This is a genomic window from Pseudomonadota bacterium, from assembly GCA_034660915.1.
Lineage (GTDB): Bacteria > Desulfobacterota > Anaeroferrophillalia > Anaeroferrophillales > Anaeroferrophillaceae > DQWO01.
In genome coordinates this window covers 1-18,858 of record JAYEKE010000126.1, presented here as the reverse complement: position 1 = coordinate 18,858, position 18,858 = coordinate 1, and the positions used below count along the sequence as shown (strand labels likewise).

The window sequence follows — 18,858 nt, the reverse complement described above, 5'->3', positions numbered from 1 at the left end:
GATACAAGACAATCTTAAAGTGAAAATTATCCCGATCATAGAAAAAGATGGGCTGGCCAGACGCCTGGGTGGTGATGAATACAGCAATATTTCCCGTTCCACCAGGTTAAAAGTAGAAAAACTGCAAACGGTATTTGAAGAATTTGTCAAACCTTCTCTGTTCCATCAGAACGTGGGGGTCGATTCGGTGGAGAAGGGAACCGTTCATCTTGAAGACGGGCTGGAATTTAAAAGTCCCAAGCTCTCGGAAATATTAAAAAACTCTGATGATATTACCTGCTATATTGCCACTTTGGGAGATGGTGTCGAAGGCGAAATCGAGCGACTCATGAGCAGAAAGCGCATGGCGGAAGCATATATCTTAGACGCCATGGCATCCGTGGCTGTCGATAATATGGTGTCCACGTTTCGTCATCGCCTTAATGATGAATATAAAAACCAAAACAAACAGCTAACCGTGTGTTTCAGTCCGGGATATTGTGACTGGCCTCTTATAGAACAGAAAAAACTATTTAAATTATTAGACTCTCAGGATGTTGATGTTGAGCTGAACGATTCATGTCTGATGACTCCCCGTAAGTCTATTTCGGGTGTATTTGGCATCCAGTCTGACACCAAAAACAGCAAGATACTTTACAGTCCTTGCTGGGACTGCAACAAGACGGATTGTCCGGCAAGAAGGGCTCCTGAGAGAGAACCAGAGAGAGAAAGGGAAAAAATATGAATGTCCGAAAGGGGTTAAACGGCGGTCAGTATAAGCCGCTAAGCGATGGCGATGTGGAAAAAATACATCAAACAAGCCTTAAAATCTTTTCTGAGGTTGGCATACAGGTGAAATTTACGGAAGCCCGGGAGCTGTTTAAAAAGGCTGGCGCTACCGTTGACGAGGAAACCAAAATTGTCAGATTCAGTCCCGAGCTGGTTATGGAACTGATCAAACCGGCACCTTCCGTGGTTAATCTTTGCGGCCGGGATGACAGCGGCCTACTGGATTGTGAAATCGGCGGCAATAAGGTTTATATGGGAACCGGAGGTACCGCCCTTAATGTCCTGGAACCCGGAGATGAAACCGCCCGACGGTCAAAGCTTGAAGACATCAAGAATATGGCCCGGATGGTGGATAGTTTGGACAATATACACTTTTACATGCTCAATGTATACCCCAACGATCTGCCGGTTGAAAGGGTTGATGTGAACCGGTTCGGTGCCGCCTTGAACAAGACCCGTAAGCATATAATGGGCGGGGTTTACACTTTGGAAGGGATTAGAAATGTGATTAAAATGGCGGAGATAATCGCCGGTTCCCCGGAAAAGCTCAGACAGCGTCCATTCATTTCCATGGTAACCTGCAATATCAGTCCGTTTATGCTTGATGAAAGCTATGGTCGCTTAGCTATAGAGGTTGCCAGGCAGGGAATACCCGTGGTTGTACCGGCAGAACCACTTTGCGGTTCGACGGCGCCCATTACGCTGGCTGGCAATCTGGTAGTCCAGACCGTGGATACCCTGAGCATGATTATGCTCACCCAACTGATAAATCCGGGAACGCCGGTGTTATATGGATGCATATCTACGATCAGCGATCTTCGCGACATGAAATATTTGTCAGGCGCGATTGAAATGGGTTTAATGAATGCTGCTTCAGCTCAGATGGCACACTTCTACAACCTTCCGTTATATTCTACCGCCGGCATGTCTGATGCCAAAGTCAACGATTCCCAGTCCGGCTATGAATCAGCATTAACCGGTTTAATGGCGGCTCTGGCCGGTGCTAACTATATTCATGATGCTGCCGGTTTCCTGGAATTCTGCATGACGGCTTCGTATGATAAGCTGGTGATAGATAACGAAATAATCGGCATGGTGATGCGGGCGGTGGAGGGAATCACCGTCAATGAGGAAACCCTGGCCTTTGAGGTGTTCAAAAAAGTCGGGCCGGGGGGACATTTTGTTTCCAACCGCCACACGCGTAAATTTATGCGCAGCGAACACTACCAGCCTCAACTCAGCGATCGAAACAATCGGGAAACCTGGGAGGAAGAAGGGGCGAAAAATCTTCAAGTTCGAGCGACGGAGAAAGCCAGGGAAATTCTGGCACGGCCTGAAGAGTCGGTGCTTACAGCTGAAACACGCGAGCTGATCCGCAAAGAAATTCCCGGTCTCCAGACCGATATAATGTAAAGAGGAAGGTAAATATGATTATCATCGGAGAAAAAATTAACGCCACCCTTTCTGCCGTAAAATCCATCATTTTGAATCGGGAGACCGAAAAGCTTATTTCTCTGGCAAAAGAACAGGCCGCCGCCGGGGCTGATTTTATTGATGTAAATGTGGGTACCGGCGTGGGATCTCTTGAAGATGAAATTAAATCTATTCAATGGGCAATTGAGAACATTCAGGAACAGGTTGATACCCCGATCTGTATTGACAGCGCCGATCCGAAAGTGATGGTTGCCGGACTTGAAACCCTGGATAACAAAACGGCCATGATCAACTCCGCCAAGGCCGAGAAGTCTAACCTGGAAAAAGTATTACCCCTGGCCGCCGAACATGATTCTTTTCTCATTGCCCTGGCAATGGATGAAGACGGCATCCCGAAGACAGTAGAAGGCAGGCTCAAGTGTTGCGGAACAATTCTCAACGCCTGTGAAAAACATGGTGTTTCTATAGAAAATGTTTATATTGATCCCCTGGTCATGCCGGTCAGCACTGATATAAATTCCGGGATGGTAACGCTAAAGACCCTGGCCGCCATCAAGGAGCAATTTCCCGGAACCCGAACGGTAACCGGCCTGTCAAATGTATCCTATGGTTTACCCGAACGACACCGGGTTAATATTGCCTTTCTGCTCATGTGTCTTTCAGCCGGGCTGGATGCGGCTATTGTCGACCCCCTGGACGAAGAATTGATGGCGGCGGTAAAAACAGGTGAGGCCCTGGTCGGAAAAGATCGACATTGCCGTCGGTATATGCGGGCTTTCCGAAATTAAAAAATCAAGAAACTCAAGGAGGATATAGTGATTGAATCATACCGACAAGGTGTATTGGTCAACCCCTACGAGCGCTTGAGCCAGGATCAGGTGAAATGGCTCGATCAAGCGTCATTAGACATCCTGTCCGATCCTGGTATCTGGTGTTATAACGAACGAACAGCCAGGCTTTTCAAAGACCATGGAGCTCAAGTCCGGGAAGAAAAAGATTTGGATACACCCTGCTGGAGGGTAAGTCTGCCGGCGGGACTGGTTAAAGAAGCCGTAGCCAAAGCGCCTTCCCGGATTGTTTTAGGCGCCAGAAAGCCTGAAAATCGCTTGCTTGTTGATAGTGAAATTCCCCGGGCTTATTTTGGTTCAGGGTCGGAGGCTAATATCTGGCTCGATGCGGAAATGCAAACTTTTGTCAGCGAAAAGGACAGCTCCGTCAAAGTAAAAGTACCCCGATACACGGAGCATCGTGGCAGTACCGCCTTGCTGAGTCGGGCGGCAAAGCTCTGTGACCGATTGGAAAATCTCGATTTTTTTATCCGGCCATTAAATATCCAGGATCCCGGGATTACCGTAGACAATCATGATGTAAACAAATTTTTTGCCAGCCTCAATAACATCACCAAACATGTCCAGGCCGGTTTGACCAGTCTGGAGCGTTTAGATGATGTTTTAACTATGGCCGAAATCATCGCCGGGGGGGAAAAGGCCTTAAGAGACAATCCGATTATTTCCTTTATTGCCTGTGTTTTCAAAAGCCCGCTGCAAATCGTGGATGACACCGCGGAAAAGGTATTTGCTGTTGTTGAAGCGGGGCTGCCGCTGGTTATTTCTTCTTCACCTCAGGGAGGATCATCAGCGCCCATCCAGGAATCGGGAATGGTTGCCCAGATTAATGCCGAAATCCTGGCCGGCATTACCCTGACCCAGCTCATAAGAGAAGGAGCGCCGGTTCTTTACGGCAGCGTTGCGGTAAGAGCTCGTCTGGATGATCTTTTTGACCTTTATGGCTGCCCGGAATTCAACCAGTATAATATCGACTGCGTTCAATTAGCCCGCCACTATCAAGTACCGTGCTATTCAAGTGCCGGCGTGGGTGATGCCAAGGTGCCGGGGATGCAGTCCATGTTCGAGAAAATGTTTACCCATCTTTACATGGCAATGAGCGGAGCGCAGTATATACATTACGCCTTCGGGCTTTTGGATCGGACCAATTGCTTTTGCCCGCTGCAGGCGGTTCTCGACAATGAACAGATCGGAAAAGTCAAGCATTGTCTCAGGGAACCCAAAATTGATTCAACAGAAATTAACGACGCGCTCAAGATGGTGAAAAAGGTCATGGCTTCAAATCATCGACTCTATACCCGGCATGCACGCAAGGCCATGCACCGCGGGGATGTTTCCGATCCATATCGATTTGAAACTGGAGATATGGAGGATAAAGTCATCGAAAACGCACTTGATTATATGGCTCAACTGGAGGCTGAACCAGCCCCACATCTGGACCCCGAGGTAGTGGAGCGAATATATGAGCAGGTCCCAGGTCTACTGCCGGGCCTGAAAACAATATAATGGGAATTTCCGATAACAACATAATAGATTACGGGAGGAATGATTGATGGACACAAATGAACTTCTGGAGAAAATAGCTTTAAATGTAGTGCAGGGAAGAGTGGAAGCTGAAGATGAAGGCTTTGATCAGGGGATGGAAGGTCAGCCCGGAGTAACTGAGCTGGTAACTGAGGCCCTGAAGCAAGATATAGACCCGAAAAGAATATTAATGGAATCACTAACCAACTCCATGCAGAAGGTCGGGGAGAAATTCGAAAAAAATGAGTACCTGATTCCGGATATGCTGGCTTCGGCCGAATGCGTAGGCGTGGCCATGGATATGCTGTCACCTTATCTTGTAAAGGCCGGGGTGAAGAGCAAGGGCAAATTTGTTATTGCTACCGTAAAAGACGACTTGCACGACATCGGGAAAAACATTGTTGCCATCATGTTAAAAGGTGCCGGCTATGATGTTGTTGATTTGAAAACTGATGTCAGTACGGAGCGGATCATTAAGGCTGTTAAAGAGAATAACGCTTCGTATTTAGGCCTTTCGGCTCTTTTAACCACGACCATGCGCAACATGGAAGATGTCATCAAGGAGCTTAAGAAAGAAGGCCTTCGAGATAAGGTTAAGGTTCTTATTGGTGGTGCCCCGATTTCGCAGGAATTTGCCGACCAGATCGGCGCCGATGGTTACGGCAAAGATGCCTTTCAGACCCTTGAAATTATGAAAAAATATGAACAGGAGAAAGCGGCATGACACAAGAGGGAGAAGAAAAGGCATATACCCAGGCACACGGCACGGGAAGGTATGAAAAGGCAAGTGGGCTGACTGGAAAATATGACAATGTTCGCCGGTTTTGGGAAGATAAAAGTACGGCTATTTTTCTGCGCCCGGCCCTGAATAACCTGGTGGAACGAAAGAGAAGAGAACTTGAACGAATACGTATTCTTGATCTGGGTTGCGGCAGCGCTGATGGCTACGATCTGTTGATGAATGTAACCACTAAAGATCCCGGCCTGTTCGAATACGTCACTGACGCCATCACTCCGGATATGTTGCAGGAATATGTCGGGACTGACATTAACGCCGATCTTCTGCAGCAGGCTGAAGAACATATCGGACACCTGCCGAAAACACGATTTATTCAAACAGACATGTCAAACGGCCTGGCGTCCGAGGTAACCGAAAACCCTCCATTTGACATGTATTTCAGTTCCTACGGTACCTTCTCGCATTTCAATGATCAACAGGCTGCGAAAATAATTACCGATATTGCCCGCCACGCGCCGGATCAGGCGATTTTTATAGGGGACTGGCTGGGTCGTTATACCTGTGAATGGCAGGACCTGTGGCATCATCCCGCAGACGAAGAATATTTTATGGACTATCGCATTTCCTACATTTATTCCGAAGATGAACGGGATCAAATGGATATCGCCTCCTTCCCGCTGCGACTGACAACCAAAGATGAAATAATGAAAATCATCGAACAGGCGTCAAAGGAATCAGGGGTGACGATCGAGCCGATCAAGTTTTTCGATCGTTCCATCTTCAGCGGGCGTCACATGGACACCAGGGAATACAACGCCAATAGCCCAAAATTACGGTACCCGTTGAATTCACTTTTTGAGGGTTATGTTCGCACAGATCTTGAAAACCTTCTGGTCGATTATGTCCCGCGACCGGGATTTGATCATCTTAACAATTTTTATGAAAAGTTATTCATGTGCAGCAACACCCTGGTAAACTATACTATTTCACTGCTCAGCAATTATGACGCAGAAGATAAAGTGCCGGATGATCAGCCGAAAATCATGCCATATTACCCGGATTCCCTTAAGGAAGTCATGGAAACCATGTACAGAGTCATTAAAGGAATCGGCTGGGTTCCCATGGGTGATGTTCGGGCCAATCTCATTGAGCCGCACCTGGGCTATTCTCTTCGCAAGCTCGAAATGGACCTGCAGCCGGGAACCGGATTTGGCCACGGAATAGTGGGAATCTTTGAAATAAAAAAATGATGCATGGAGATTAAATAAGATGAGTGGTTTCGCGGTAATATATAATCAATCAGACCATGCTGAGTTGGAAAAGATGTTTCAGGTGATTGGCCATCGAGGTCCGTATCTATCCGGAAAATTTGCATCCAAACAGGTACTGATGGCCCAGAACTATCTAAAAGCTGATCTTTGTTTGCTGAATGATGATTTTCCGGAACCGGATGAAAATCAGATACCGGTCTTCAATTCCAAATCACCGGATATTAGAATCTGTTACGATGGCCAGCTGGGAAACTGGAGCAAACTGGCAGAGGCCAATGGGGTAGCAGATGGTCCGCTCAGGGAAGAACGCCTGTTTTTGCAGCTCTACAAGCAATATGGTCAGCGGATGTTCGATCATCTGGACGATGCCATTTTTGCCTTCGTGATCTCCGATGGTAAAAATCTGTTTGCGGCTCGAGATCTTTTAGGCATCAAGACCCTTTTTTACGGCCGCAAAAACGGGACGCTTTATCTGTCTTCCGAACTTAAAAGTCTGGTCGGAATTACTGATGATATCCATGAATTTCCGCCGGGACATTACATGGACAATACCGGTACTCTTTTCCGGTTTGCCGAACTCCCGCGGACTACACCTGAAGTCCTTCATCGGGATGTAAATGAAATAACCGCAACCATCAGAGACATAATCCAGCGCAGTTTCCAGAACCGAATACACTTTGATGTCCCGACCGCAAGCCTGCTCAGCGGCGGTGTCGACAGCAGTGTAATTGCCTGGATAGCCGGTAACGCTTACCGGGAAACCTTCGGCAAAAATGAACGCCTGAAAACCTTTGCCCTGGGAGTGGGAGAAACTGAAGACATTGCCTGTGCCCGCATAATGGCTGACCATATCGGCTCCGACCACCATGAATTGATTGTCGATCTTGACCAGATTCTGGCGGCATTACCAGAAGTAGTTCGGCAGCTGGAATCCTTTGATCCGTCTTTGGTAAGAAGCTCGGTGTCGAATTATCTCATCTCTAAATATGCCCAGGATCAAGGAGTGGAAACCCTCCTTTCCGGGGAAGGCGGCGATGAAATCTTTTGCGGCTACTTGTATCTTAAGGATTTTCCCTCTGAAGAAATATTCACGCAACAAATGAGATGTATTGGTTTTTTACACAGTAATGCTTCATTACGCCTTGACCGCATGAACCTCTCTCATTCCATCCGGGTTGTCGCTCCTTTGATATCCGGCGAGCTGTTCAACTATGTCATGGGTATTCCCGCTGAATACAAGCAAAAACCGGAAGGGGATCAAAAAATAGAAAAATGGATTTTCAGAAAAGCTTATGAAAAATTGCTGCCTGAAAAAATCGTCTGGCGGCTCAAACAGGAATTTTCTCAAGGATCCGGGTCGGCTGATGTGCTTCCTGAATATTTTGAAACGGCGATTAAAGATAAAGAGTTAAAAGAGGTTCAGGCCGGTTACCCCATGGTCCGAAGCAAAGAAGAGCTGTATTATTTTAAAATTTTCACCGAGCATTTCGGCAAAGGGCAAGCGGTGGAAACAGTCGGCCAGTGGGTTTGCCTGTAAAACGTATAATCAAAGTTCTGGATGGCGAGATACATATGAAACCGTCTTATCGAACTGCAACTTTTCGGACGTTTTTATTTTCACTGCTGGTTTTCTTTATCTGCAGTGCAAATTCAGGAATATGCCAGGGGTGGGGCAAAAATGAAATATGGCTTCTGCCTGATTCCTCTTTTGCTGTAGTTGAGGTGAAAGATGGCCGGAAGATAAGGCACTGCCCCCATCATGATGCCAATGGCAGCTTAGACGTGGAACAGCTGATCTATGTGCTTGGCGCTCTTGACAATGAGGAATGGGTTGATCAGAAAAACAGAAAGACGGCCGAAAAGCATTTAACCAATCATTATGATAAATTTATCGCCGGGGTTATGAAAAAGGGGCTGCATGGTTCAGTCAATATAAACCGGGCCGGATTGACGGAGTTAGTTGCTCTTCCCCGAATCGGGCCGGTGCTGGCGGTAAAGATTATCGCGTACAGAGAAGCGCATTATTCTTTTATAAGCATCGAAGAGATTAAGAAAATTGATGGAATCGGCCCAGGCACTTTTAATGCCATCAGGTATTATATCAGGACGGGGGGACGTTCATAAGATTATAAGTTTATCAAATTTTTCGTCCTCCAACCACGCTCTGCCGCCAACTCTTCCCCGTGGTTTACAGCTTGGTTCACCGCCGGCCGGCTGACAGGGAGTTCAAGCCGACAAAACTGCCGTTATTATCCTCGGCCAGCCGGCGCATCAGCGCCGCAAAACGGACCACATTCCTCTCCGCTCCTCCCTGCTTGAAAAGCACCGGAAAACCCACCGCGTGGATACGCACCAATCTCTGGCCGTGACGACCGCCGCGATTTATCGCGTCTACCGTATCCACCACATCCTGAATGGCTCCCCGGGAAAAATCATCGCCGAAGACGTAAATAGAGATGCGTTTGCCGGGGGTGTGAAAACGACGAATGGCCCTGATCACTCCCTCCACTGGACTTGAGTTGGAAAAGGGCGCCCAGGAGGCCAGTCGTCCGAGGATCGATCGGCGCCGGGCCGGACTGTCGGTAATCCAGCGGCCGGCGTACTGGGAAAACATGTAATCCCCCATGTCGTTCATTACCTGGATACCTTTTACTTTGGGATAGATGGTGAGGATTTCCTCCATTTTTCCGCGGACCAGAGGCCAGGCGAAACGCTGCATGGAACCGGAAGTGTCGATAACAAAAATAATATATTCACTGTCCACGGGAATGCCGCCGATGGCGCTGTCCGGCACCGGCGCCGGAGTGTCCTGCTGCAGGCGTCGCATCTCCTCGGTGAGGTTTTGACGGGCAGTCTGCAGCTGGGTCTCGATCCTGGTCTGGGCGGCAAGATCCATGCTCGCGGTTTTGTATTGCCCCTCGATTACCGACAGATCGCCCCGCAGGCGGGCAAGTTTTTCCTGTTCTTCGGAGAGCTGCTGCTCCCTGGCGGGCAATTCCCGGTTCAGTATGAGCGTTTCACCGCGAATTTCATGGATCTCCTGCTCCAGTCTGGCTACCAGCCCGGTCAAATCGACGCTCATTTTTTCAATCACCATGGGTTCGGAGCCCTTGAGGATCACCAGCAGCAGGATGATTGCCCCGAAACCACAGGAAACCACATCAAGAAATGAGAGATTGAATACCGTGATTGTGCGCCGCTGTTTTTTCATGGCCAGTCCCCCGTGGGGGTGAAGAATGAACCTCTGGTGTTCACGGCCAGCTTCCAGAACAGGGCGGCGGCCAGGGGGTCGCCTTCCATGGGAAAAAGGATAGTATTTACGGGGACATTATCCGGCAGTTTTTTGATGGCCTGCCGGAAAAACCTGACCCTTTGCTCTCCGGAAACGGTGTTTCCGCGGGGCCGGTTTTCTCCCTGGGTGGGCAGCCCGTCGGTGAGCAGGATGATATTGTCCGGTGGCGGTACCAGGGTGGCGGCGGCGGAAAATACATTTTCAAGGCTGGTGCCGCCGGCCGGGATTATCTGGTTCAGTCGCCTGATCATATCGTTGACCCGGGTATTGTCGGTGGCGGCAATCCATCCTCCGGAAGAAGGTTCGGCCAGCGGTTTCGGCCCGGTGGCAAAAGGAATGATCTGCAGTTTGGCTGCCGGCGGTACATTGGCCACCAGCCAGGCAACGGTCTGCCGGACCTGCCGCCATTTTGGCGCCAGTTTTTTGGCGGCATCATCCATATTGCGGCGGCGGATAACATTGACAATGCTGCTGTCCAGCATGGAGGCCGAGGTGTCCACCAGCAGCAGGATCCGCCGGCCGCCAAGTTTAAGACCGGTGAGATACTGCCTGTGACCCTCGCCTTCAAACCGACGTACCTGTTGACCACGGTTCTGATCCGCCTTGATTTCCGCTCCCAGGCGGCGATGTTCCGTATCCTGCGTTTGCAGATCTGACTGCAGCTTGTTGACATGTTTTTTCTTCGCCAGGGTCTGCCTTTGCAAATCGGCCAGTTCGGCGCGCAATTTCCGGATATGGACAATTACCTGCTGTGCCCTGCCTCTGGTGGTAATTATCTCCTTGTCGGTCTGTTCCAGGCTGTTTTTTACCTCTGCCAGATGTTTCCGGCCCGCCGCCGCCCGGCGTTCAAGCCTGGTCACTTCCGCCCGCAGGTCTTCATGGGTTTTACGCCGCGAACTGATGGTGTTGGCGTTGATCAGCAGCACCAGCAGGACTACGGCCCCGAAGCCGCAGAACATGATGTCCAGAAAGGCAAGGTTGAATGAGGAAAATTCGCGACGCCTGAGTGCGGACATGGCGTAAACTTAATCTCCGGGATGAATGCGCAGCCGGGAAATCAGGCTCTGGTCACAATAGCTTTCCGTGTCAAGTACCAGACGTTCCTGCATGAGCTGCAGTTGATGAATGAAAAACATCAATACAATGGAAATAACCAGGGCGATGAAGGTTGAGTTGAAGGCGACTCCAAGGTTCTGGGTGACGCCGGTGATGTCACCTTCCACGGCGCGGTTGGCCTGGGACAGGGCGGCGCCGATGCCGCGTACCGTGCCGATGAAGCCCACCGAGGGAATGGCCCAGGCAATATAACGGATGGTAGACAGTTCGGATTCCAGCCGTTCGCCTTCGGACTCACAAACGCTGCGCAGGGCGGTGGCCGAATCCTGAACGTTGCGGGTGGCGGCAAAACGGCCGATGGCGGTGCTCAGGGCCCGGGGTAGAAGAAAATCGCGGCTGCCGGCCGGCAGTTCATCAATTCTGTTTTTCAACTCCCTGGTATCTTCCGGGCCGATGGGCAGCCCTCCCGGCAGTTGCAGCAGATCAACCTCAAGCTGCTGTTGCTGCCGATAGACGGTGACGCCCTTGTAGGCCAGGATGGTCAGAGCCCAGAGCATCAGGACCAGGCAGGTCTCCTGCTCGTAATCGCGCAGCACCACATAAAAATTGCGCTGCTGTTCATATTGCGGGTTTTCGGCCAGGCGGGCCTGTTCACGGGCAAGAAAAGCGTCCGCCTGCGGTCTGATGACAGTGACATAGGCGCCATGGATGAGAATGAAGGCGGTCAGGAGAGAAAAAACCTGATAAATCAATTCGACAGGCAACTTTTTCATAAGTTCCAGCTCCCGGTTTTCAGAAACCGTCAGATATCAACGGGAAAGGCGACTACGGCATCGGCGTCGATCTTCTCCGAAGGAGTAAAAGATTTTACTCTTATATCAGGTGGCTTCTTTTGTGGTTTCGCGGTCGTTTTTTTATCTTCCATTTTTACGGCCGGCTGGGTTTGTTTTGGTAATTCCTTTTTTTGCAGCTGATGATTGTTGACCGGTTCCGCGGCAGCCGCGGGGATGGTGAACAAAAGCAGCAGAAGAATAAGAAGACAAGCTGATTTTTTCATCTGGCGTACCTGGCAACGCGAAAGCCAAGATCGTTTTTGGGATTGCGACTGTAGGAGCGGTAACTCAGCCTGAGTTCAGTAATTGTGTTGTCACGCCAGCTTGAACCACGGACCACATGGTGGGTACCGGTTGCAGGTCCCGTGGGATCGATCTCCCGGCCGTCCGTCCCGGAAAGACTACTTGGGGCGTAAAAATCATGACACCACTCGGATACATTGCCGCCCATATCAAAGAAACCGTTATTATTGGCCGAAAAACTCGCCACCGGCGCGGTAACCGGGTGGCCGTCGTTATAGCCTCTGATTACCATTGTCAGCAGCGAGCGGGCGGCTTCATCGCCATAATTGCCGCTGACGGTTTGCGGCGGAAAACTTCCCTTCCAAGGGTAGCGGGCCGGGCGGTTGCCGTCGACCACGCGGGCGGCATAAGCCCACTCTGCTTCAAAAGGTAATCGGTATCCATTAGTGACCGGGTTGACGGTAACCATGGTTGAATTTTCCTGCCGGTAACAGGGATCAAGCCCTTCCTGTTTGCTGAGCCAGTTGCAATACCCGGCCGCTTCTTCCCAGCTTACCATGACCACCGGCCGGCTGCCGCCATCAAGGGTGTGGCCGTCCACCTGACCCGAGCGGTGCCCCGGCTTGAAACGGCGGAACTGGTCATTGGTGACCTCGCGGGTGGCAAGATAGAAAGGTCTGGTAATTTTCACCTGCCGCAATTGTTCATTGGCCCGTCGTCCAGGTTCCCGCCGGGAGGCTCCCATCATGAAAACAGCCGGCTCCAGCCGAATCATTTCATGTCCGGCAGCCGCTATTTTTTTCTTTTTGTTTGCTGTTTTTGGTTCGGACAGCGCCGCAACCGGCTGCAGCCGGATATTAAGCTGCAGGCTGTGGGCCTTGCTCGGTGTTACCGTTCGCCTGGCGGTTTCATATCCTCTGGCCCGTACGGTCAAGGTGTGCCGGGTAGCGGTCAGACGCAGGCGACCGGTGGCCGGGCCATAGACCTGGCCGTCTATCAGGAGTTCGGCGTTTGCCGGCTCTGTGGTGAGGAAAATAATACCATGTTCCGGCGGCAATGTAAACGACAGCTCCCTGGAAGTGCCGGGGGCAAAGGTCAGCAGGGATTTCTTTCCCCGATGTCCGGAGAGGCTGAGACTGATTTCATGCTGTTCTCTTGAACTGAGAGAAATGCTGACCGGTGTCGCCCCTTTGAAGTCACCGTCAACGGAGACCGCGGCGCCGGTGGGGATGGATTTCACGACCACCGTTGCCGGTGCTGGAGACAGCGTCACAACCCTGGGAGTATAACTGCCACCGGCGGTTAATTTCAGGCTGATTTCAGCCGGGGAAAATTTATTCTTGTGCAGGGTCAGGAGGTGTTCGCCACCGGCAAGCTCTATGGTCACCGGTGTCCGGCCAAGATCAGTTTCGCCTGCGAAAACCCGCGCTCCGGCCGGGTCGGAGGTCAGTGTTACCTCAGCCCAGGCCGGTGACAGCATAAAGTCAAAATGCTGCTGCCTGCCAAGTCCTTCTACCTGGATTATTTGTTCAATGGTCAGGTAGCGTTCCTTGACCAGCCGTAGTTGATGCTCTCCGGCCGGGATTTCAAGGTTGTTAAGCGGGGTGGTGCCCATAAGGAGATCGTCAATAAAAACTTCGGCTCCCGCCAGTGGTTTGCTTATTATATCTACTGAACCCGGGAGTTTTTTCAGGGTAAGATTGAATTGATTGCGGCCGTTTTCTTTAACCGTGATCGTGGCCGCCAGCTCCTGGTAACCCGGTCTGGCTGCCCGGACGGTATATTCTCCCTTGAGGGCGAGATAACGTGAACCGAATTTAAACGCCGGCGGAAAACCACTGATGGAAATTTTTTCAGGAGCCGGGGTTACTGAAACCTCAATGCTGCGAGCCGAGAGGACAAAGGCTGCGGCCGCGATCAGCAAAAGAAGTATCCCGCCGGCCAGATAACGTAATTTTTTATCTCCCGGCGGCCGGCTTGATGGTACGGCGGCCCGGGGCAGTTTTTTTTGTCTTTTTCCTGCTTCAGTGGCATGATTTGCCGGTGAAGCGGATGACGGTCCCGGCGGTGGCGTCAGCACATTCTCCTGATCGGCGGAGATTCTAATCTCCACCCGATCTCCGGAGACGTGAAAATGAAGGGTAATATCGGCAATTCTTATATAATCACCGGATTTGATCCAGACGGAAGAGGAGACGAGGGTGTCATTATGATAGACTCCGGAGGTATCGTCAGCCGGCTGCAGAAATAGATGATCGCGGGAGTCGGCGATGTGGGCCTCAACTGCCCGGCCCGCGGGCAGGTGAATATGAACCCCGGCGCCGGAGCCGATGGTCAGCGGCAGATCGCCGTCATTAAACTCGTAGACCTCACCCTGCTGGTAAATTGTCAAAACACGGTTCAAATTGCTTCCTTACAGTGAATAAAGAGGGAAAGATTCCGGCCGGCTTTGACCTCTATTTTATGGCGCACGTCACGAAAACCGGGACGGGTGCCGACAATGGTATACATTCCGGGTCGCAGTTTAATCTTTTTTTGGGTGAAGGTCCCCAAGCGTCCGACCCGGTAGATGATCACCTCGGTAGCTTCGTCGGAGTGCAGGATGACCTCAACCTTGGTGCCGGCCCTGTCCAGAAGCTGATCAAGGGAGGTGATTTGCGCCGTCAGTTTGACCCCGGGAGTTTTAACCGAGCGGGCTGTTTCCAGGATTTTCCTGGCTTCGGCCAGAGGGGCGTCATCCTGCAGCCGTTCCGGCCGGGCAAGAACGCTTGTCAGGGCCTGATCAAGGGCCAGACGCTTTTTGACGGTTTCTCTTGCCTGGACGGCAAACCCGGTCTGCGGGTTTATCCGCAGCGCCTGCCAGCAAACTTCAAGGGCTTTCTGCCACTGTTCAGCGGCCGCAAATTGCTTGAATTTTTTCTCCAGAGCGGCCAGCCTGGCCGCAATTTCAGCCGTCTGCAGTTGCTTTTCGGCATCTTTCAGCACCGGGTCCGAAGGATTGAAAATTGTGGCCTGCTGTAATGAGCGCCGAGCTTTACTTAAATCCCCCCTCTCCAGGGCGGCAAAAAAAGTGCTCATGGCCTGCTGGTATTTCTTTTTGCTTAATTTGTTTTCAACCCGGGTCAGTATTTCGGCAGCCGGGATGAATTCCGGATCAAGTTGCACGGCCTGCAACAAAATTGATCGGGCTTCGGTAAGGCGATCTTTTTTTTCCAGCTGCAGACCTTGAAGCTGCAGAAGAATTACCTGGTCAAGATTTCCGGCCCTTTGCAGTCCATGTTCAGCCGCGGCGTTGTCCGGTTCCATGGCCAGGGCCAGTTCGAAAGAGTGCTTGGCGGATTTGCTGTCCTGTTTTTGCAGGGCCGTGCGTCCCTGGTCCATGGCAGCGGCAAACAGTTCCGTTTTGGCAGCGAGCAGGGCTTCAAGACGTTTTTCGGCCTCTTCATAGGATTGCCGGGCGCCGGCAAAATCTTTTGCGGCGAAGGCTGTGTCTCCCCGGGTGATCAGGGCCGTAATCCGGTTGTAGATTTCACCGCCCCAGAGGGCGATATTTTCAGCTTCAGCCCGGGCCTGCAGAAGCAGCCAGCGACCAAGCTGCTCTTCCGCCGCCAGGCGTGTTTTTGCCAAAAAATTGTCCTTCGCGGGCTGTTCCTGTTCTGTAGTGGCGGGGATTTTTTTCTGAACAACCTTTTGTGGCGCGGGTGCTTTGCTCTTTTTTTCCGGCCGCAGCCAGTAAACCAGAACGGCTAAATCGAGAATAATGAACAGGGTGAAAATAACGACCAAAACAGAAGGAAGGGTTTTTCGTTTATGCTGGTCCAGTCCGGCATCCGGCGGGACAAGGTGGTGATTTTCCGGTTTTGTTGCAGGTGGAGTTTGCTCAGCCATGAAAATTATAAAAAGGTATAAGGTTTAGGGTTTAAGGTTCCGTACATCGTTTATTCATCCAGGGTTGCGGCCGGTGGATTTTTTTCGGATTTTTCCAACTGAATTGTGGTATCCACCGGTATGAGGCCGGTTTCTCGGGCGTAAATCTGTCGCAGCAGTTCCCGCCAGCGGGTATATTGCTGTTCAGCCGACCCTTTCAGCCGGACTGTCTCTCCCTCCACTTCAATGACCAGCGGTTCCGCCTCGGAGGAGAAAGAAGCACCAAGTTCTTCAATAACCTCTTTGTTGATGGCGGTTTCCTTTTTTTTCTGGTAGCCGCTGTAGATTCCCGCGGCCCCACCCATGATCATGACATCGCGCAGGCTTGAAGTTTGCGCCCTGGTTTCAGAATTTCCGCTGGCGCTCAGGGCTATGGCGCCGACGATGGCGGCAACGCCGAGTACCTGTCGGGTCAGAGCCTGACGCTCAAGTTTTTCCATGACCTCGACTTCCTTGCTGCGAAACTTGCGCCAATTGTTGTAGGGCTCCCACAGGTCGAGATAATAGGCCTCATAATAGCCATTGATCATATCCACCAGCATATCATCCCGGGCCCGGATGGAGCGTATCCTTTTCAGCATGGTATCATCTTTTGCCGGCAGCCGCAGGATATTGATCGTGCCGTCGGGATCTTCCGTAAGATAGCCGGCAAAAGCATCCGGGGCCATGGCTCTGGCATAACGCAATTCGGCCGCCTGTTTAATCTCTTCAATCTCCGCCGGTGAAAGGCGGTTGCGGTACTGAATCATGTCATTGGTAATGGTATTAAACAGATCCTGAAAGACATCCTGTTTTTCCGGCTCTGTCTGCCCGCGTTCCTGGTGCTCGGTGGTTTCAGCGTAAATTTTGTGGAACCAGACAACATTGCGGGCGTCGATTACCTCAATATCTATCGCCCCGCTCTTGCCGTCGGAATACTCAATCCTGCCCCGGACCAGCACTTCGGTGCCGTTGTCATCATCGGGGACGACGCGTACCAGCCCCCAGTAGCCGCTGCGCTGCATGGTATATTTGAGATGGATGGGGATGAAACGGGCCTCGGCGGCACGGATTTCCGGCGAAAGGCCGCGGCGGCCATTTTCATTATCAGGAAGTTTACCCGGGTCAAAAACCTTGATGGAGACATTGAGCAGTTCAGTGTCGGTCAATTCCTTTTCCGCGGTGGCCAGAGCCACCTGGTCCGGTACCTGCCTGCCCGGTATCCGCCAGCTGGACATACCGGCACAGCCGCCAAGTTGTAACAACATGGCTGCCGTCAGGAGCAATAAAGGCCAACTCCATTTAAGCCGGAAACGATATTTTTTGAACCTGGAATTCATTTTCCCGCTTTGTATTTTCTATACTCTTCCCAGAGTTTTTCTTTTAATTCGGGATCGGTTTCCTTTTCCGCCGCCTCCCTGAGCTGGCGGGCAACAATATCGTCATCTCTTGCCATGGTGTCCGGTCCGGATGGCCGGGTGACCGCCGAAGACTGATCGTTACCATTTCCAGCGCCCCTGGCGCCACTGTCAGCGGACTTTTTTCCCGCCGCTGCCGGCATTTTTTCAGAGCTTTCACCTTCCCGGATTTTCTGATCAGAACTTTCCTCTGCCTGGTCCTGGTTTTCCCGGGTGCTTTCTCCAGCTGTACCGGTCTTCCTGCCCTCCTGACCGGAGAAATCGTCGCTGCCGTCGGAACCTCCTGTCTCCCTCTGCCGGGGCTGATGGGAGGCAAGGCGATTCTGCTCCTCGAGCAGCATCTCATCAAAATCACCCAGCGCCTTAGTGAGTGAGGTATCAAGAGACTCTATCTGCTCATCCGTGGTTTCAGCGGCAGGGGCGGTTAAAGTCGGCAGGCCGGTTTCAACATTCGGGCAGGCCAGTCCATCAACAGCCTGCCGGCCGCCGGCAAGGTACAGGGCCCGGCAATACTTTTCTATTCGCCCGCCAAGATAAGCGATAAAGGTTTGATAATCATGTTGCTCCCGCGGGGAAAACCTGCCGGTTGCAGTTGCCTCGTCCAGCTCCCGGTTCGCCTGTTCGCAAATTTGGTTCAATGCTTGGACGCTGCGGCGAAGTTGCTGGATCTCGGTTTCATTCACCAGCGCCGCGCCGGAACTTTCGACCATGAAAATCGCCGCGATGCCCAGCAGGGGGAGCAGGATAAAAAAAAATATTTTCCGTAGATTGTATTTCATTCAGCTTGAAATCTTCGCGTATAAGGGTGCAGCTCACATAGCAAGGGTTTTGCCATTCGACCAAAGGTACTATCGAGAATCACCGGGAAGAAAAACTGCCGAAAGTGGATCTTCCCTGTAGCTGCCAGCCCGTTCCCGGACTCTTTCATGGATGGCTGAAAGATTCGCTTCAATGGCTTTTTCCGGACACCCGCGCATGCAGTTGAAACAGAGAATGCAATGATCAGCGTAAACCGGATAGGGGTCCAGGGTCAGGGCCGCGACCGGACATTGGTCAACGCAGAGGCCGCACTGATTGCAGAGATCTTCATTCACCAGCCGCGGCGGTAAAATACCGCGGGCAATTTCCAGATTCAGCTTCCGCATCTCAGCCGCGGCAGCCTCGGGCTGGTAACAAAGAGCCTGGCCGGGTAATTCCAGCGGTTCAGGAAGCTCCAGATTGCGTTCAACGGTAGCTACCAGATTTTCAATCAGGCGGTCATCTTCAGTGTCGGGATGACCCGCGCCCACCGGATTATCAGCTTCCCACATCAGGGAATGAACGGCCACGATTCTTGCCGCTCCCGCCAGGGTATACTCGCGGGCCAGCAATGCTTTACCCATTTCGGCCAGGGCAAGACCGCTGGTTGCTCCTCCCCAGGTTACAAAGGGAACCGCGTAAGCCTGACGGCGTTGTGGCAGGCGGGCAATGAAATCCATAACCAGTGGTAACGCGTGCGAAGAATAAACCGGAGAACCGATAAAAAGGCA

General features: G+C 51.5%; 17 protein-coding genes. 8 read left to right on the top strand and 9 right to left on the bottom strand.

All coding sequences use genetic code 11. The features are described 5' to 3' along the window. The first annotated feature begins 19 nt into the window (after positions 1 to 19). Genes U9P07_07810 through U9P07_07775 form a run of 8 tightly spaced genes read left to right on the top strand, consistent with a single transcriptional unit; the run spans position 20 to position 8,705 of the window. A complete protein-coding gene (locus U9P07_07810; protein ID MEA2109309.1) occupies positions 20 to 724 on the top strand; it encodes a vitamin B12 dependent-methionine synthase activation domain-containing protein in 705 nt (234 codons plus the stop codon). Further along, on the top strand, positions 721 to 2,181 hold the full coding sequence (locus U9P07_07805) for a trimethylamine methyltransferase family protein (protein ID MEA2109308.1): 1,461 nt from the start codon (positions 721 to 723) through the stop codon (positions 2,179 to 2,181). The genes U9P07_07810 and U9P07_07805 overlap by 4 nt, the downstream gene beginning before the upstream one ends. 14 nt (positions 2,182 to 2,195) lie before the next feature. Further along, a complete protein-coding gene (locus U9P07_07800; protein MEA2109307.1) occupies positions 2,196 to 2,990 on the top strand; it encodes a dihydropteroate synthase in 795 nt (264 codons plus the stop codon). A 27-nt stretch (positions 2,991 to 3,017) separates the two neighbouring features. Next, positions 3,018 to 4,553: a trimethylamine methyltransferase family protein gene (locus U9P07_07795; GenBank protein ID MEA2109306.1), complete on the top strand. Its 1,536-nt coding sequence runs from the start codon at positions 3,018 to 3,020 to the stop codon at positions 4,551 to 4,553. 46 nt (positions 4,554 to 4,599) lie between these two features. Then, on the top strand, positions 4,600 to 5,295 hold the full coding sequence (locus U9P07_07790; GenBank protein MEA2109305.1) for a corrinoid protein: 696 nt from the start codon (positions 4,600 to 4,602) through the stop codon (positions 5,293 to 5,295). After that, the gene (locus U9P07_07785; protein ID MEA2109304.1) at positions 5,292 to 6,560 is read left to right on the top strand and encodes a class I SAM-dependent methyltransferase; all 1,269 of its coding nucleotides are present in this window, start codon (positions 5,292 to 5,294) and stop codon (positions 6,558 to 6,560) included. The genes U9P07_07790 and U9P07_07785 overlap by 4 nt, the downstream gene beginning before the upstream one ends. A 19-nt stretch (positions 6,561 to 6,579) precedes the next feature. Continuing rightward, positions 6,580 to 8,118 carry an asparagine synthase-related protein gene (locus tag U9P07_07780; protein ID MEA2109303.1) on the top strand — a complete coding sequence of 513 codons (1,539 nt, stop codon included), beginning with the start codon at positions 6,580 to 6,582 and terminating at the stop codon, positions 8,116 to 8,118. Between the two features lie 35 nt (positions 8,119 to 8,153). After that, the gene (locus tag U9P07_07775) at positions 8,154 to 8,705 is read left to right on the top strand and encodes a helix-hairpin-helix domain-containing protein (GenBank protein ID MEA2109302.1); all 552 of its coding nucleotides are present in this window, start codon (positions 8,154 to 8,156) and stop codon (positions 8,703 to 8,705) included. Between the two features lie 76 nt (positions 8,706 to 8,781). Here U9P07_07775 and U9P07_07770 read toward each other — a convergent pair whose 3' ends face one another. From U9P07_07770 to U9P07_07730, 9 genes are all read right to left on the bottom strand, one after another. After that, positions 8,782 to 9,792, bottom strand: coding sequence for a VWA domain-containing protein (locus U9P07_07770; protein ID MEA2109301.1), 1,011 nt, complete (start codon positions 9,790 to 9,792; stop codon positions 8,782 to 8,784). Continuing rightward, positions 9,789 to 10,889, bottom strand: a complete 1,101-nt coding sequence (locus U9P07_07765) for a VWA domain-containing protein (protein MEA2109300.1) — start codon at positions 10,887 to 10,889, stop codon at positions 9,789 to 9,791. Before U9P07_07765 ends, U9P07_07770 begins: the two co-directional genes overlap by 4 nt. Before the next feature lie 9 nt (positions 10,890 to 10,898). Continuing rightward, positions 10,899 to 11,702: a MotA/TolQ/ExbB proton channel family protein gene (locus tag U9P07_07760; protein ID MEA2109299.1), complete on the bottom strand. Its 804-nt coding sequence runs from the start codon at positions 11,700 to 11,702 to the stop codon at positions 10,899 to 10,901. A 29-nt stretch (positions 11,703 to 11,731) separates the two neighbouring features. Continuing rightward, a complete protein-coding gene (locus tag U9P07_07755) occupies positions 11,732 to 11,986 on the bottom strand; it encodes a hypothetical protein (protein MEA2109298.1) in 255 nt (84 codons plus the stop codon). After that, on the bottom strand, positions 11,983 to 14,409 hold the full coding sequence (locus U9P07_07750; protein ID MEA2109297.1) for a PEGA domain-containing protein: 2,427 nt from the start codon (positions 14,407 to 14,409) through the stop codon (positions 11,983 to 11,985). The genes U9P07_07755 and U9P07_07750 overlap by 4 nt, the downstream gene beginning before the upstream one ends. Further along, entirely contained in the window at positions 14,406 to 15,893 is a 1,488-nt protein-coding gene (locus tag U9P07_07745) for a hypothetical protein (protein ID MEA2109296.1), read from the bottom strand. Before U9P07_07745 ends, U9P07_07750 begins: the two co-directional genes overlap by 4 nt. A 50-nt stretch (positions 15,894 to 15,943) precedes the next feature. Continuing rightward, positions 15,944 to 17,251 (bottom strand): hypothetical protein, encoded by a 1,308-nt coding sequence (locus tag U9P07_07740; GenBank protein ID MEA2109295.1) that lies wholly within the window; start codon positions 17,249 to 17,251, stop codon positions 15,944 to 15,946. Next, on the bottom strand, positions 17,248 to 18,108 hold the full coding sequence (locus tag U9P07_07735) for a hypothetical protein (protein ID MEA2109294.1): 861 nt from the start codon (positions 18,106 to 18,108) through the stop codon (positions 17,248 to 17,250). The genes U9P07_07740 and U9P07_07735 overlap by 4 nt, the downstream gene beginning before the upstream one ends. A 69-nt stretch (positions 18,109 to 18,177) precedes the next feature. Then, positions 18,178 to 18,858, bottom strand: a 681-nt coding sequence (locus U9P07_07730) for a 4Fe-4S binding protein (protein MEA2109293.1), incomplete at its 5' end; no start/stop codon positions are given.

What these genes read in the sequence shown, in the direction of transcription:
- U9P07_07805 (MEA2109308.1), top strand. Translation starts at nt 721, where the DNA reads ATGAATGTCCGAAAGGGGTTAAACGGCGGTCAGTATAAGCCGCTAAGC.
- U9P07_07800 (MEA2109307.1), top strand. Translation starts at nt 2,196, where the DNA reads ATGATTATCATCGGAGAAAAAATTAACGCCACCCTTTCTGCCGTAAAA.
- U9P07_07790 (MEA2109305.1), top strand. Translation starts at nt 4,600, where the DNA reads ATGGACACAAATGAACTTCTGGAGAAAATAGCTTTAAATGTAGTGCAG.
- U9P07_07785 (MEA2109304.1), top strand. Translation starts at nt 5,292, where the DNA reads ATGACACAAGAGGGAGAAGAAAAGGCATATACCCAGGCACACGGCACG.
- U9P07_07780 (MEA2109303.1), top strand. Translation starts at nt 6,580, where the DNA reads ATGAGTGGTTTCGCGGTAATATATAATCAATCAGACCATGCTGAGTTG.
- U9P07_07775 (MEA2109302.1), top strand. Translation starts at nt 8,154, where the DNA reads ATGAAACCGTCTTATCGAACTGCAACTTTTCGGACGTTTTTATTTTCA.
- U9P07_07770 (MEA2109301.1), bottom strand. Translation starts at nt 9,792, where the DNA reads ATGAAAAAACAGCGGCGCACAATCACGGTATTCAATCTCTCATTTCTT.
- U9P07_07765 (MEA2109300.1), bottom strand. Translation starts at nt 10,889, where the DNA reads ATGTCCGCACTCAGGCGTCGCGAATTTTCCTCATTCAACCTTGCCTTT.
- U9P07_07760 (MEA2109299.1), bottom strand. Translation starts at nt 11,702, where the DNA reads ATGAAAAAGTTGCCTGTCGAATTGATTTATCAGGTTTTTTCTCTCCTG.
- U9P07_07755 (MEA2109298.1), bottom strand. Translation starts at nt 11,986, where the DNA reads ATGAAAAAATCAGCTTGTCTTCTTATTCTTCTGCTGCTTTTGTTCACC.
- U9P07_07745 (MEA2109296.1), bottom strand. Translation starts at nt 15,893, where the DNA reads ATGGCTGAGCAAACTCCACCTGCAACAAAACCGGAAAATCACCACCTT.
- U9P07_07740 (MEA2109295.1), bottom strand. Translation starts at nt 17,251, where the DNA reads ATGAATTCCAGGTTCAAAAAATATCGTTTCCGGCTTAAATGGAGTTGG.
- U9P07_07735 (MEA2109294.1), bottom strand. Translation starts at nt 18,108, where the DNA reads ATGAAATACAATCTACGGAAAATATTTTTTTTTATCCTGCTCCCCCTG.